Below are 14,346 nucleotides of genomic sequence, written 5' to 3' on the forward strand. Positions count from 1 at the left end.
ACCAAATTCGGGACTAAACCTGCGGTTAAACAGTGGGTTGGATGGGGTGCACCAATTCAGCTGTTCAGGCGCTCAAGCCCAGATCGGCTGCATGGACTTGGGCATCCAGCGGTTCATTGTTGAGGTAGTGGGCCAAGTCGTTGAGCGCCATGTCGGACATCCTGCGCGTTTCCGTCCCCAACGATCCGGCGACGTGCGGGGTCAAAACTACGTTGGGAAGCTCATACAGGATGGAATCGGCGTTGAGCGGTTCGGGGTCGGTCACATCCAAGATGGCTGTGATGCGGCCACTCCTGCACGCTTCTTCCAGCGCAACCGTGTCAATGAGCGAACCGCGGCCGGTGTTGATCAAGGTGGCGTCGTCCGCCAAGGCGGCAAGCTCCGAGGCTCCGATCATGTGCCGCGTGCTGGGCAGTTCGGGTGCATGCAGGGAGAGTATGTCCACCGCCGGGATGAGCTCCTCCAGCGGGAGCAGTGTGGCGCCGGCTGCGGCAACCTCGGCCGGGTCGGCGTAGGGGTCCGCCACGAGAACGCGCACATCCTGCAACATCTGCAGCAGCTCAACAACGCGCCGGCCAATCCTGGAATAGCCCACCACCCCAACGGTCCTGCCCACGTTGCCGAGCTCCCCGCGCAGATGTCCGTAGTTGTTTGATCCCTTGTGGGTGCGTGCGTCGTTGGCCAGCACCTGCGCGCGCTTGCCGGCGAGGATGATCGTTGCCAAAGTAAATTCGGCCACGGGAATGGCGTTGGCATCGGCACCGTTGGAAACAATAATTCCGCGGTTCCAAAGGGCTGCGCTGACAAAGGGGCGCACAGTGCCTGCGCAGTGGAAGACGGCCTTGAGCTTGGGCAGCCGGGCCAGCTGTGCCTCGTCAAGCATGGGCACGCCCCAACTGGTGACAAGAATTTCAACGTCGGCCAGCCGCCCGGCAACTGCGGGGTCCGCAAGGGAGTCTGTTGACACGGGAGTGCCCACCCGGACCAATGACCTCAACCGTTCAAGGCGCTGGGCGTCAAACTGCGTTTCGAAGGTGCCGTGGTCCATGACCAGGAGTGTTTCGGGGCCGGGAGCGTGTGTCGATTGAGCCAAGGTGCGGGTTCCTCTCGTTGGTCATCCCAGGTTGCGGTGGGGCAAAGTGCTTGAAGGCCGAGGCAGCTACGCGTCCGTGAGAGCGTCGTCGGGAGTCTTGGACACGCTGAGAAGGTAGCCCACGTTCCTGACGGTGCTGATCAGTTTTTCATTCTCGGGACCCAGCTTTGCACGCAGGCGCCGAACATGGACATCTACCGTGCGGGTGCCGCCGTAGTAGTCGTAGCCCCACACCTCGTTCAGCAACTGGGATCTGGTGAAAACACGTCCCGGATGCTGTGCAAGGTATTTCAGCAGCTCGAATTCCTTGTATGTCAGGTTCAGCGCCGATCCGTGCACCCGGGCCGTGTAGCTGTCCTCGTCAATAACAATGCCTGCGGCTTGGATTTCCTGGTGTGTGCTGTCTTCCACGCTGCTTGCACGGGTCAAGGCCAGCCGGATGCGCCCTTCCACCTCTGCCGGTCCGGCAGAGTCAAGAACAACGTCGTCTGCCGCCCACGATGCTGTGACTGCCGCCATGCCGCCTTCCGTCAAGACCAGCAGCAAGGGGACGCTGATGCCGGTGGCGCGCAGCAGCTGGCTCAGCGACCGGGAACCGGCCAAATCCTTGCGGGCGTCCACCATGATGAGGTCGGCGGGCTTGGCGTCCAGCAGCGCGGTGGGCACTGCCGGAAGAATGCGGACGTTGTGGCTGAGGAATTCCAGTGCCGGCAGAACCTCCACGGAACTGCCGCGGTGGTTGGTCAACAATAAAATCTGCGACATGACTTCCTAACAAAGTGCATCAAACACGCATCTTTCAGCGACGAACAAGCCGCAGGCCCCTGGATGACAGGGGTCAATGAATCAAGACGCCCCGCCCGCGGGGGTTGTTCCACAGTGTACCGGCAGAATAAGGCAGGATTGGTGTGTGAAGTCATCAATTGCCGGACTTATTTCAATCATTGCGCTGGTGCTGCTGGTGGCAGCGCACTATCTGGGCCTGGGCTGGACGGTGGGTGTGGGGATAGCCCTTGCCGCTGCTTTTGGTTACGGCTGGCCGTATTATTTGGGTATCCCGGCCAAGAAAACACTGGGCACCGTCATCGCGCTGACCGGTGCGGGCTCCGCCCTGACTGCCGGCTTGGATGCCGGCGGCGACTACCTTGTCTGGACGCCCATCATGATCGCGGTGGGTTTCGCTGCCGTGATGGTGGTTCAACTCATTCGGGGCACTGGGCAAAAGTATCGTTTGGAATCCACGCTCGGGGCAGGAACAGGCGTGGCCATAGCCGGTTTTGCCAGTGGATGGGTGGCCTCCATCCGGTTCCTGGGCGAACCGGGCATGACCCTGATCGTGGCCATCAGCGCCGTCGTGGCCATTGCCGTGGGCATGCTGTCGTGGCCTGATCGGGTGCTTGCCCCGCTGGCGATCGTCCTGGCAGCGTTGGCCGGCCCCCTTGCCGCTTTGATCTTCTCCGATGTGCGCGTTCTGCAGGCTGCCGTCCTGGGCGTTCTGGTGGGGGCTGTCATGGCCGCCTTCCGCCAGTTGAGGACGCTGTCCAGGGAGCCGGGGCACCTGATTGGGGTTGTGTCGTCGGCACTGGCGCCCATTCTGTCCCTGGGCGCCCTTGTGTACTTTGTGGAAAAATTGGTCTTGCACTAGGCTCGCATCCACCCCGTCATGGAGCGGCCTGTCAGGAAGCACGGGAGAACATTGTAGGATGGAATTATGAGCGTACTTGCCTTGGAAATCTTCTACATCTGTCTTTTGGTGGTGGCCAGCGTGGTCATGGCCTGGTTTGCCGGACTGGTGGTGTGGCGCTTGTACAAGGGTCAGCAGTAACCTGCCATGCCCATTGAGATTCCCACCGACCTGACCCCGGAATTGGTTCCGCTGTCCTGGCTGCTTGGCACTTGGAGTGGTGCCGGCCGCCTTGGCGCCGGAGAAGCCGACGACGAGCACTTCCTCCAAACGGCCACTTTCAAAGCCAATGGACTGCCCTATCTGCAGTACTCGGCGGAATCGTGGCTGACGGATGAAGAGGGTGCCATTCTGCGCCCGTTGTCCGTGGAAACGGGCTTTTGGCAGCTTGACCGGCCCATGAACGACGCCGACGGCGGTCCGGGCCTGATCCCTGCCGACACGGTTCCGGCCCTGCGGACGGCAGACGATGTGGAAGCCCTGCGCAATGCCGACGGGGGCTTTGACCTCATGGCCAACATTGTCCATCCTGGGGGCATCTCCGAACTGTACTACGGCACTATCAAGGGCCCGCAGATCCAGCTTTCCACCGACGCAGTCATGCGCGGTGCCGGAGCCAAGGACTACACCGCAGCAACCCGTATTTTTGGGCTCGTGAACGGCGACCTTTATTGGCGCTGGGACGTGGCCGCACAGGGGAAATCCCTTGACGCGCATGCTTCGGCAGCGCTGCACAAGATCAACTCCTAGCCGCCGCCCGCCCCGGGTGGCGGAATAGGCCGCTGAGGGAAGGCGTTGCAAGCGTTATGAGCTATTTGAGTCCTTTGTTGAACCGTCACGGAGCCGTGCAGGCAGGCGGGCTGGACGCCGGCGTCGCAGCCCACTATGGGGATCCCAACCGCGAACAACGCCTGCTGGCCGGATATTTGGGCAAACCAGGGACCGCCGTCGTGGATCTTTCCCACCGCGGAGTGGTGAGCGTGGCAGGCCCGGATCGGCTGAGCTGGCTCAATACCTTGTCCAGCCAAGAGTTGACGGCCTTGGCGCCCAACACTGGAACCGAGCTGTTGTTGCTCACCGTCCAAGGCCGCATCGAGTTTGACGCGAGGGTGGTGGACGACGGCGGCACCACCTGGTTGATTGTCGAAGCCGAGGAAGCTGCACCCTTGGCCCAGTGGCTTGCCTCCATGAAGTTCATGTTGCGCGTTGAAGTTGCCGATGTTTCGGCCGAGTGGGCCGTGGTCGGCTCGGTTTCAGAGGTTCCCGAATGGGACGAGTACTTGGCTTGGGTTGACCCGTGGCCGCACCTTGGTGCCGGCGGCTACAGCTACGCGGCTGTTCCCGAGGCCGAACATCCCGGCCTTGAACGTCCGTGGCGCGAATACCTCATCCCGGCAGGCGAGCTTGAATCAGCTGTGGGACAGCGCCCCCTGGCGGGTGTCTGGGCGGCAGAAGCCCTGCGCCTTGCCGCATGGCGCCCCCGTCGCGGAGCCGAAACCGACAGTAAAACCATTCCCCATGAACTTGATCTGCTGCGCACCGCCGTCCACTTGTCCAAGGGTTGTTACAAGGGGCAGGAAACAGTCGCCCGGGTTCACAATTTGGGCCGCCCGCCGCGCCGGCTGGTGTTCTTGCAGCTTGACGGATCCTTGCACACACTCCCGGCTCCAGGCAGCGAGGTCATCCTCGAGGACCGTGTGGTGGGAACGGTCACCTCCGTGGCCCAGCACTTTGAAATGGGTCCCATCGCCTTGGCCGTGGTGAAGCGCTCAGTGGACCCCGACGCTGTTTTGAGCGTTGACGACGCCGGTGAAAGGTATCCTGCCAACCAGGAAATCATTGTTGCCACCGACGCCGGACAGGTAGTGGGCAGGCAGACAGGGTTCTTGCGCGTCCCCAAGTGAGCGACGGAACCGCGTGGTCCTCGCCGCACGGGAAGCTCACCCGCATGGCCGTTGCCCTGTATGGAACCTGTCCTGCATGACCCTCGTCCCGTGACGACGAGGGTGGTGCTGCATGGCGGGTTGTTGTGGGTGAAACGGGCCACGCTATTCCATCTGGAATACTTCTTGTGGAACAATGGCAAATGCGTGCAAGCCCGCATTCCATCGCGGGTTGCAAGCCGAGTGAACAACCAGCAGGGAAACGTTGCGGAAAGGGCCGGACATGCCGTCAGGACAACAACTCTCGCCGTTGGCCATGGCCGCATTGGGCCTGCTGGCGGAACGGGCCATGCATCCGTATGAGATGTACCAGCTGCTGATGCATCGCCATGAAGACCGCCTGCTCAAGGTCAGGCCGGGCACGTTGTACCACGCCGTTGGCCGGTTGGCCGGGGCGGCACTGGTGGAGACCATTGGAACCACCCGGGACGGAAACCGCCCTGAACGCACCGTGTACGCCATCCTTCCTGCAGGTCGGGAGCGTCTGGCCGCGAACCTGCGCACCTTGCTGGCACAACCTGTCAAGGAATACCCCCGCTTCACGCAGGCACTTTCCGAAGCACACAACCTGCCGGCTGCGGAAGTCATTGAACTCTTGGAAACCCGCAGTGAGACGCTGGAGAAAGAGCTTGCCGTCCTTGAAGCCGACAGGAAATTGGCCCTTGCCCGAGAGGCGCCACGCCAGTACTGGATTGATGTGGGCTACAGGGAACACCAGCTCACCGCTGAACTCGACTGGTTGCAGCGTTTCTGCGGCGATCTTGACAGCGGTTCATTGCCCTGGCGAGACGAAACCCCGCCTGTCCGACCGGGGATTTAGAGCCACAGCTGGCACAACAAGCACGCACACCTTGAACAACAGTTCCCAACACTAAGGATCAGCCCATGGAAATCGTGGCAAAGCCGTGGCCCGCTCTGTGGGCACTCGTTCTGGGGTTCTTCATGATCCTGGTGGATTCCACCATAGTCTCGGTGGCCAACCCCAAGATCATGGAAGGGCTCAATACCGACATCAACTCCGTCATCTGGGTAACGAGTGCCTACCTTCTGGCTTATGCCGTGCCGCTGCTGGTGACCGGCAGGCTCGGTGACAAGTACGGGCCCAAAAAGCTCTATCTGACGGGATTGACGGTCTTCACCCTGGCCTCTCTGTGGTGCGGATTGTCAGGGGACATCGGCATGCTGATCCTTGCCCGTGCGGTGCAGGGCTTGGGTGCTGCCATGATGACGCCACAAACCATGGCAGTCATCACGCGCATCTTTGCACCCGACAAGCGTGGCCCGGCCATGGGCCTCTGGGGTGCCACGGCCGGGGTTGCCATGTTGGTGGGCCCCATCCTCGGCGGCGTTTTGGTGGATGGCTTGGGCTGGGAATGGATCTTCTTCGTCAACGTTCCGGTGGGCGTGGTGGCTTTCGCCATGGCATGGCGGCTGGTGCCGAAATTGCAGACCCACGACCACAAGTTCGACCTGCTGGGAGTCCTGCTCAGCTCCGCCGGGCTGTTGCTGCTTGTCTTTGGTATTCAGGAAGGCGAGACCTACAACTGGGGCACCATCACCGGTCCTCTTACGGTCTGGAGCCTGATCATTGCCGGAATTCTCTTCCTGCTGCTCTTTGTCGGTTGGCAAGCCATCAACAAGGGCGAACCGCTGGTGCGCCTGCACTTGTTCAAGGTGCGGAATTTTTCCCTGGCCAACATAGCCATTACCACCATGGGGTTCAGCATCACGGCCATGAGCCTGCCGCTGTTCTTCTATTACCAGCTGGTGCGGGGCCTGACCCCCACCCAGTCCGCGCTCATGCTGGTTCCCATGGCGCTGTTTTCCGGGATCCTGGCACCCTTCATCGGCAAGCTTGTGGACATTGTGAACCCGCGTTATGTGGCTTTCACCGGCTTTATCCTGATGTCCGTCTCCTTGGCCTGGACGTCTTTCTTGATGACCCCGGAGACGCCCATCTGGCTGTTCCTGCTCCCCAGCGGACTGTTGGGCATAGCCAGCTCCGGCATCTGGGCGCCGCTTTCGACAACGGCCACCCGGAACCTGGGACCACGCGAAGCCGGCGCCGGGGCCGGGGTTTACAACACGACCCGGCAAATTGGTTCAGTGCTGGGAAGCGCCGCAATTGCTGCGCTCATCGCGGCACGGCTGGCCGCTGAAATGCCGGCAGGTTCGGCAGCACAGGCTGCCGGGATGGCAGGGCCCCTGCCGGAGTCCCTGCATGCGGGCTTCGCCACGGCCATGTCCCAGTCGACCCTGCTCCCGGCAGCGGCCGTCCTGCTGGGGGCGGCCATGGTCATCATGTTTGCCAAACCGCGGCCTGTATCCGCGATTTATGCGGAATTTAGCGAGCCTGAAGGGCAACCTGAGTCTGCAAGCCGGCAACATTAAAACCCATTGACGTGGCCAGCGCGTGGGCTGCGGAATTGTTGATGTCGGCCCGCCACTGCACAATGAGGCCCGCGGCCAGGGCCTCCTGGGCGGCGATGCTTGTGGCCAGCCGCCCCGCGCCTTGGCGCCGGAACTCGGGGACCACCAGCGTGCCCATCTGGGCCAGCAGCCCCTGGTACTCGGTGTAGGCACTGCAGGCGACGGGTCCGGCGTCGGGCGTGCCCGAATCCATGACCGTGAACTTGTGTTCCAGCACGGAGAGCGCAACATCATTGATGTCATCCGGCGGGCAGAGGGATTCCAGTGCGGCGGCAGGTTCGGGCCCCGTGGCGACGTGGACGGTGTGAACCGGTTGGAGCACGTCGAGGTCGTCGGCGTAGTAGAGGCCCTGCGTGCCCAGACCGCGGCCGCCGTCGTACCGGGTGATGCGGAGCATTGTCGAGTGGTCGCTGAGTTCGTCGTCGTCGTAGGCTTCGGCGGCGTCAAGCAAGTGCTGGGGGCCCACCAGAATCGACTGTTCCCACAGACGGATGAACGTCAGTTCCGGCGAGTCCACGGCGTGGGTGATCCTGCCCTTCGCCGTCCCCACCAAGAGGGAGTTGGCAGGCAGGCCCAGGCCGCGTTCCCAGGCCAGCAGAACAATGGGGGCGGAGGCGAGGTCGAAGGTCATGGCTTAAACGTTAGCGCCCCCGACGCCAACGCACGGCCGCGCCGGCGGATTTCACTAGCCGAACAGAATGGCGGCTTCGTCGTAGCGGTGCTGCGGAACCGTCTTCAGGTTGCCCAAGGCGGCCTCGAATGGCACGTGCTCAATTTCGGTCCCCTTGAGCGAAACCATGGTGCCCCAGCGTTCCTCCACGACAGAGTCGACGGCGGCCATGCCCAGCCGAGTGGCAAGGACGCGGTCGAAGCTGGAAGGCACGCCGCCGCGCTGGATGTGGCCCAAAATAGTCGCGCGGGTTTCAATGCCGGTGCGGGCCTCAATCTCCGGTGCCAGCTGGTCGCCGATGCCGCCGAGGCGGGGACGGCCAAAGGTGTCCAGTCCGCGCTCGGAATGGGCCGAGTCCTGATGGTTCGGGACAAAGCCCTCGGCAACCACCACCAGCGGCGCGCGGCCGCGGTCGTGGGCTTCCTGAACCCATTCAACGATCTGCTCCATGCTGGTGCTTTGCTCCGGGATCAACACGGCGTGGGCCCCGGTGGCCATGCCTGCATGCAAGGCAATCCAGCCCACGTGGCGTCCCATGACTTCGGCAATCATGCAGCGGTGGTGGGATTCGCCGGTGGTGCGCAAACGGTCGATCGCCTCGGTGGCAATCTGCACTGCCGTGTCAAAGCCAAAAGTGTAGTCGGTGGCGTCAAGGTCGTTGTCCACGGTCTTGGGGACACCAACAATTTTCAACCCTGCGTCGGTCAGGCGGCGGGCCGCGGCCAGCGTGCCTTCGCCGCCAATGGCGATCAGTGCATCGATGCCGAGGCGGTCCATGTGGGCCTTGATGACTTCCGGGCCGCCATTGCCTTCAAAGGGGTTGGTGCGGGAAGTACCCAAAATGGTGCCGCCCTGCTTGGAAATGCCGCGCACCATCTGGCGGGGCAAATCCATGACGTCGCCCTCGACGACGCCACGCCAGCCGTCGCGGAAACCAACAAATTCATGGCCGTGGACCTTGATGCCTTTCAGGACGATTCCGCGGATTACAGCATTCAGGCCAGGGCAGTCTCCGCCGCTGGTGAGAATTCCAATCTTCATGTGTATTTAGGCCCTTCGAGGGGTGGAGTCAATGTGGTTTTGAGCGCACCGTTGAGCTCCTCTCATAGTATTCTAGACGCTCATGTGATCCGGGCAACTTGGCGTTCGTACGGTGGACGGCCCCGGCTGCCACTACTTTCGGCGCAAGAGGTGCACGATCCCGCCGGCAACCATGGCCACACCCGTGCCCAGCAGCAGCCACATGGCAGTTTGCCCGGCATCCAGCACCAGCCCCGATTGCCTGGCGATAATGAGCAAAACACCAAGGACAAGAACGACGGCGCCCCACACCATGGTGCCCACCCGCATCGAATACTCCGGGGCCGTTGGGCTGCTGCTGCCGTGGGGGCTGCCGATGTCCTCAGCGGGGTTGGTTTCTGTGGGGGTGTTCATGGCGTGCTCCTTTGGGTGTGGGGTGCCGGGCGCGGCGCTGCTTGGGTGTGGGGTGCCGGGCGCGGCGCTGCTTGGGTGTGGGGTGCCGATCATGGCGTTGCTCCCACGGGAACGGCGGAGGCAGCGGATACTACTGCGATGTCGCTGGCCGCCCCCTGCAAGGTGATGACCAAGCGATGGCCTTTCGCCTGCGGGTTGAGGTCGGTGGTCGAGGTCGCGGCCAAGGAGCCGTCCTTGGTGGCGCCGTCAACGATCAAATTTGAAGCCGCCAATTCAGTCTTGAGCCGGACTGGAATGTCCTTGGGCACCTTGATGGTGACGGAGGATGCGACCACGTTGACGGGGACCTGAACATCGGTGGTGAGGGCGGCCGCAGTGAACTGCGTCAGGTCGAGTGTGGCGTCGCCAAAGACCATGGAGCGGCCCGCTTCCGCGGAGCTGACACTGGCCGGTGCCCAATTTATGTTGTTCAAGGCGGTGAGCTGCCCGCTATACGGCGGGATGCTCAGCAAGCCGGCCAGCACCAGCATGACAACGGCAAATGTGCCAACCCCGCCTGCCGCTCGGCCCCTGGCGCCTGCGGCGACAATGGCGAGGCCGACGGTGATGGCAGCGGCGGCCGCCGCCGTGGCCACTTGGTAGCCCTCGAGGTCAAGGATGTTGGCGCTGTCAAGGATCAGTACAACGGCGCCGACCACCACAGCCAGACCCATGGCCAACAGGCTCGCCGCAGCACCCAATCGCGGCGTGACCTTGACAGGCTTCCGTTTCACGTACGTCCGCGGATCTGGTGTGACGTACCCGGTCGAAGGGTATGCAAGTGGTGGTTCCTGCCACGGGGCCTGGGCTGGGCCTGCGTACGGTGACGGGGCGGACGGCTTGGACTTTTTCCGAGTGGCGGCCCAGTAAATGATGGCCGCGATTCCGGCGATCCAAAAGAGCGGCCAGGGGAACCAGGAGTCGTCCCGGCCCCAAACGAAGCCGGGCCCTTGACCGAGCAAGCCAAGGATCGCCAGCGCCACGGCTCCGCTCATACCCGTGGACCAGTGGCCGCGGCCGGCCTCTTGGGCGTGGATCCGGCCGTCGGGTTCAGGCAGCAGCGCCCAAGCGACACCGTAGACCAGTAGGCCAACACCGAAAAACAGTGTCAGGACCACCGTCAGGCCGCGGATGATGACAGGATCGATGCCCCACCGATCGGCCAAGCCGCTGCACACCCCTCCCATCCAGCGGTTGGGGGCGCGACGCACACCAAGGCCGCGAACCCACTGAAAGAACTTGCCGGACGCCGGCGGCGGTTCGGGCGTGCCCGGTCCGGGATGGTGGCCATCCGGCCCGGATGAAGGCTGTGATTCGGGGAGGTCCGGTCCGGGCTGTGGCCCTTCCGGCTGCTCGGGGGTGCTGTGTGTGGTGTCCATGCTTCAATGGTTCCTCGTGGAGACGTCCCAGAACTATCGGGGGAGAGCCTGAAAGAACCCTGAACCAACCCCGGGAAGCACTCCGGGAGTCCCCTGCCATGCTTGGATTGAGTCATGAGCGCAAAGATGTACCGTTCCCAGAAGCGCATTGTCGCCGGGGTTTGCGGCGGACTGGCCCAACACCTGGGGATCAAGGTGGGACTTGTGCGCGCGATCCTGATCGGTACGAGCTTCTTCTTTGGGGCGGGCCTGATTTTTTACGCGTGGCTGTGGCTTTTGGTTCCCATGGCGGGGGAAGTCGCCGGCGCCGATGCCCCCGTGGTTGAGTTGGACGGAAACCCGCGCTTGAAGCTCTTCCGGCCCGCAGTAGGAGCCCCTGTGGCGGAACGCCCGAACGCCGGACGCCAAAAACCTCCCGTCGGCTTCAAGGAAATACTCATTGGCGGGATACTCTTTGCCGCTGCTTTCATCTTGTTCGGCCGTCAAATGGGTTGGAACCTGCAGCTGGGCACGTTGGTCCCGCTGTCCATCATTGTTCTGGGCGCCGTCTTGGCCTGGATGCAGTTGGACAACACCCGTCGCATCGGCTTGTTGAGCGCGGCAAAAGCAGACACACCCATGGCCTTGCTGCGGCTGGGCGGAGGCATCGCGCTGGTCATTGCCGGTGTCATCGTGATTGTGGCCGGTTCCGGGTCGTGGACGCTGGTGTGGGCCTCAATAGTGGCCTCCCTCGCCGTTCTGGCCGGTGTGGCGCTGGTGCTGGCCCCGTGGGCGCTGAAGTTTTGGCGGGAGTTCCAATGTGAACGGGCCGGGCGCATCCGCGAAACGGAACGGGCCGAAATTGCAGCCCACCTGCACGACTCCGTGCTGCAAACCCTTGCGCTCATCCAAAAAAATGCCCAGTCGCCCAGCGACGTGACCCGGCTGGCCCGCGCTCAGGAACGCGAGCTGCGCGAATGGATATACCAGGACGCCGAGCACAATTCCGGGGCCCTGGTTGAGCGGGTCAAGGCCGTGTGCGCCGAAGTCGAGGACCTGTACGGCCAAGCCGTGGAAGTCGTGGCCGTGGGCGATGCCGAGCTGACCGAGCGCGGGAACGCGCTGGTGCAGGCAGTGCGCGAGGCCGTGCTAAATGGTGCACGGCACGGTGGAACCACTGTTTCCGTGTACGTCGAAGCAGCGGAAAAAGGTGTTGACGTGTTCGTGAAGGATCGCGGGGCGGGCTTTGACCTGACAGGGGTGCCGCCGGACAGGCTGGGAGTCCGGGAGTCCGTCGTCGGACGCATGCAACGCAACGGCGGCACCGCTGAGATCATTAGTTCAGCGGAAGGCACTGAAGTCCGGTTGCATCTGCCCAGCGAAACATCAGCAAACGAGGAAGCCAAATGACTGTGCCTGCAACACCCATCAGGGTAGTGATCGTCGATGACCACGCAATTTTTCGTTCCGGCCTCAAAGCAGATCTGGCGGCGGACGTTGACGTCCAGGCCGAGGCGGCAACTGTGGAGGAGGCGATTGCGGCAGTCCATGCGGTGCAGCCTGATGTGGTGTTGCTTGATGTGCACCTGCCCGGTGGACGGGGACAGGGCGGGCGCGAGGTCATCGCCGGCTGCACGGCGTTGCTGCCAGGCACGAAGTTCTTGGCATTGAGTGTTTCCGACTCCGCCGAAGATGTGGTGTCGGTGATTCGGGCCGGTGCGCGCGGCTACGTGACCAAAACAATTTCCGGCAGCGAAATTTCCGCCGCGATCCGCCGTGTGGCGGGCGGCGATGCCGTGTTTTCGCCCAGGCTTGCCGGTTTCGTGCTTGATGCCTTCGGCACGGCCGAGGTGGCCGTGGAGGACGAACTGGACAAGCTCTCGGCACGGGAACTGGAAGTCATGCGCCTGATCGCGCGCGGCTACTCGTACAAGGAAGTGGCCAAGGCACTGTTCATCTCCATCAAGACCGTGGAAACCCATGTTTCGGCGGTCTTGCGCAAGTTGCAGCTTTCCTCCCGCCACGAACTCACCCGCTGGGCAGTGGACCGCCGCCTGCTCTAAGCCAGCAGCTGCTGCGGGAAGCCCCTCGCGGGCAGTAAGATTTTCTCGGTCGCTGGGCGACCTCAAAAATCCATCCCCGCTCCGGCGCCTCCCGTTGCGGCGTCCGCTGGCTGGTCACGCTCTGCATTCGCGCACAGATTTGGCCCCGGGAGCTGGCTCAGCGTTCGTGGCTGCGGCTATGCGCTGAACTGCAGGTGGAGTCCTGTGCCACTGCATCACTGGAGCAGGATTGGAGGGCAAATTCTGCGCATAATGCCAGCCCAGGCGCCCCGTTAAGCACGAAGGTACCGCCACTGTCACAGTGGCGGCACCTTCGTGCTTAACGTTGCGCGGTCGCGGCAGAAAAGTAGCCCGCAACAGGGCGGTTATGCCTTGGCGGAGCCGAGGAACTCCTGCAGGCGGCCAACACCTGTGGCGAGGTCGTCGTCGCCGAGGGCGTAGGACAGGCGCATGAATCCGCTGGGACCAAACGCTTCGCCGGGAACTACTGCAACTTCGGCCTTGTCCAAGATCAGTGCGGCAAGTTCAGCGGATGTGGCAGGACGTATTCCGCCAATTTCACGTCCCAGCAGGCCGCGGACGTCGGGGTAGGCGTAAAAGGCGCCGTGCGGGGTGGGGCACTCAACGCCGTCGATGGCGTTCAGTGCGGCGACCATGGTCTTGCGGCGGCGGTCAAAAGCCACCTTCATCTCGTCCACTGCCGTCAGCGGGCCGGCGACGGCGGCAAGTGCTGCCATCTGCGAGACGTTGGCTACGTTGGAGGTTGCGTGGGACTGCATGTTGGTCGCTGCCTTGGTGACATCAAGGGGTGCGATCATCCAGCCCACGCGCCAGCCGGTCATAGCGTAGGTTTTGGCCACTCCGTTGAGGATGACCACGCGGTCGCCCAGCTCGGGGGTGGTTGTGGCAATCGAGGTGAAGGGGACGCCGTCGTAGGTCAGGTGCTCGTAGATTTCATCCGTGATCACCCAGAGACCCTTGGAAGCGGCCCACAAACCGATCTCGCGGGTCTGTTCGGGGGAGTAGACGGCACCTGTCGGATTGGACGGGGACACAAACAGCAACACCTTGGTGCGAGGGGTCAGGGCTGCTTCCAACTGCTCCACCGTGACGAGGTAGTCCTGTTCGGGGCCGGCGAAAACTTCCACCGGCACTCCGCCGGCCAAACGGATGGCCTCCGGATAGGTGGTCCAGTACGGGGCCGGCACAATGACTTCATCGCCCGGATCCAGAAGCGTGGCGAAGGATTCGTAGACGGCCTGCTTGCCGCCGTTTGTGACCAGTACCTGGGCGGAATCAACGCCATAGCCGGAGTCGCGAAGCGTCTTTTCAGCAATGGCGCTGCGCAGTTCAGGCAATCCGGCGGCGGGGGAGTAGCGGTGGTATTTGGGCTGGCGGGCGGCGGCGATGGCCGCCTCGACAATGTAGTCGGGGGTGGGGAAATCGGGTTCACCGGCACCAAAGCCAATGACTGGGCGGCCGGCAGCCTTCAAGGCCTTGGCCTTGGCATCTACGGCCAGGGTGGCGGACTCTGCAATGGCGGCAATCCGGGCGGAAACGCGGCGCCCGGAGGCTTGGTCAGCTGTCAATTCGGCAGACATCAGGACTCTTTCTTCGGTGGGAGGCTCAAAA

14 protein-coding genes are annotated in these 14,346 nt (G+C 63.0%); 7 read left to right on the top strand and 7 right to left on the bottom strand.

Annotated elements, in window-relative coordinates; genetic code table 11:
• Nucleotides 1-64: 64 nt before the first annotated feature.
• Together QMG25_RS06460 and QMG25_RS06465 are read right to left on the bottom strand one after the other, a co-directional pair.
• Nucleotides 65-1,093 (bottom strand): hydroxyacid dehydrogenase, encoded by a 1,029-nt coding sequence (locus QMG25_RS06460; RefSeq protein WP_283458372.1) that lies wholly within the window; start codon nucleotides 1,091-1,093, stop codon nucleotides 65-67.
• Nucleotides 1,094-1,159: 66 nt separating this feature from the next.
• Nucleotides 1,160-1,858 carry a winged helix-turn-helix transcriptional regulator gene (locus tag QMG25_RS06465; protein WP_283458374.1) on the bottom strand — a complete coding sequence of 233 codons (699 nt, stop codon included), beginning with the start codon at nucleotides 1,856-1,858 and terminating at the stop codon, nucleotides 1,160-1,162.
• A 145-nt stretch (nucleotides 1,859-2,003) separates the two neighbouring features.
• On the opposite strand from QMG25_RS06465, the gene QMG25_RS06470 reads away from it, so the two are divergent.
• From QMG25_RS06470 to QMG25_RS06490, 5 genes are all read left to right on the top strand, one after another.
• Nucleotides 2,004-2,738, top strand: coding sequence for a permease (locus QMG25_RS06470; protein ID WP_283458376.1), 735 nt, complete (start codon nucleotides 2,004-2,006; stop codon nucleotides 2,736-2,738).
• Nucleotides 2,739-2,924: 186 nt separating this feature from the next.
• Complete coding sequence (locus QMG25_RS06475) at nucleotides 2,925-3,527, top strand: heme-binding beta-barrel domain-containing protein (RefSeq protein WP_283458378.1); 603 nt, start codon at nucleotides 2,925-2,927, stop codon at nucleotides 3,525-3,527.
• A 56-nt stretch (nucleotides 3,528-3,583) separates the two neighbouring features.
• Nucleotides 3,584-4,681 carry a CAF17-like 4Fe-4S cluster assembly/insertion protein YgfZ gene (gene ygfZ, locus QMG25_RS06480; RefSeq protein ID WP_283458380.1) on the top strand — a complete coding sequence of 366 codons (1,098 nt, stop codon included), beginning with the start codon at nucleotides 3,584-3,586 and terminating at the stop codon, nucleotides 4,679-4,681.
• A 262-nt stretch (nucleotides 4,682-4,943) separates the two neighbouring features.
• Entirely contained in the window at nucleotides 4,944-5,540 is a 597-nt protein-coding gene (locus QMG25_RS06485; RefSeq protein ID WP_283458382.1) for a PadR family transcriptional regulator, read from the top strand.
• Nucleotides 5,541-5,605: 65 nt separating this feature from the next.
• Entirely contained in the window at nucleotides 5,606-7,111 is a 1,506-nt protein-coding gene (locus tag QMG25_RS06490) for a DHA2 family efflux MFS transporter permease subunit (RefSeq protein WP_283458384.1), read from the top strand.
• Here the strand turns inward: QMG25_RS06490 and QMG25_RS06495 are convergent.
• The 4 genes from QMG25_RS06495 to QMG25_RS06510 form a co-directional block, all read right to left on the bottom strand.
• Nucleotides 7,065-7,781, bottom strand: coding sequence for a GNAT family N-acetyltransferase (locus QMG25_RS06495; RefSeq protein WP_283458386.1), 717 nt, complete (start codon nucleotides 7,779-7,781; stop codon nucleotides 7,065-7,067). The two genes, QMG25_RS06490 and QMG25_RS06495, sit on opposite strands and share 47 nt — an antisense overlap.
• Nucleotides 7,782-7,835: 54 nt before the next feature.
• On the bottom strand, nucleotides 7,836-8,861 hold the full coding sequence (locus QMG25_RS06500; RefSeq protein WP_283458388.1) for a 6-phosphofructokinase: 1,026 nt from the start codon (nucleotides 8,859-8,861) through the stop codon (nucleotides 7,836-7,838).
• Between the two features lie 132 nt (nucleotides 8,862-8,993).
• A complete protein-coding gene (locus QMG25_RS06505; RefSeq protein WP_283458391.1) occupies nucleotides 8,994-9,254 on the bottom strand; it encodes a hypothetical protein in 261 nt (86 codons plus the stop codon).
• A gap of 89 nt (nucleotides 9,255-9,343) precedes the next feature.
• Complete coding sequence (locus QMG25_RS06510) at nucleotides 9,344-10,672, bottom strand: PspC domain-containing protein (RefSeq protein WP_283458393.1); 1,329 nt, start codon at nucleotides 10,670-10,672, stop codon at nucleotides 9,344-9,346.
• A 114-nt stretch (nucleotides 10,673-10,786) separates the two neighbouring features.
• Here QMG25_RS06510 and QMG25_RS06515 point away from each other — a divergent pair, with 114 nt between their 5' ends.
• Both QMG25_RS06515 and QMG25_RS06520 read left to right on the top strand, forming a co-directional pair.
• Complete coding sequence (locus QMG25_RS06515; RefSeq protein WP_283458394.1) at nucleotides 10,787-12,061, top strand: ATP-binding protein; 1,275 nt, start codon at nucleotides 10,787-10,789, stop codon at nucleotides 12,059-12,061.
• Complete coding sequence (locus QMG25_RS06520; protein WP_283458396.1) at nucleotides 12,058-12,714, top strand: LuxR C-terminal-related transcriptional regulator; 657 nt, start codon at nucleotides 12,058-12,060, stop codon at nucleotides 12,712-12,714. The genes QMG25_RS06515 and QMG25_RS06520 overlap by 4 nt, the downstream gene beginning before the upstream one ends.
• 365 nt (nucleotides 12,715-13,079) lie before the next feature.
• Here QMG25_RS06520 and QMG25_RS06525 read toward each other — a convergent pair whose 3' ends face one another.
• Nucleotides 13,080-14,315, bottom strand: coding sequence for a pyridoxal phosphate-dependent aminotransferase (locus QMG25_RS06525; RefSeq protein WP_283458398.1), 1,236 nt, complete (start codon nucleotides 14,313-14,315; stop codon nucleotides 13,080-13,082).
• Nucleotides 14,316-14,346 lie beyond the last annotated feature (31 nt).

Origin of the sequence: Arthrobacter sp. H35-D1 (assembly GCF_030063185.1) — a bacterium.
Taxonomy (GTDB): domain Bacteria; phylum Actinomycetota; class Actinomycetes; order Actinomycetales; family Micrococcaceae; genus Specibacter.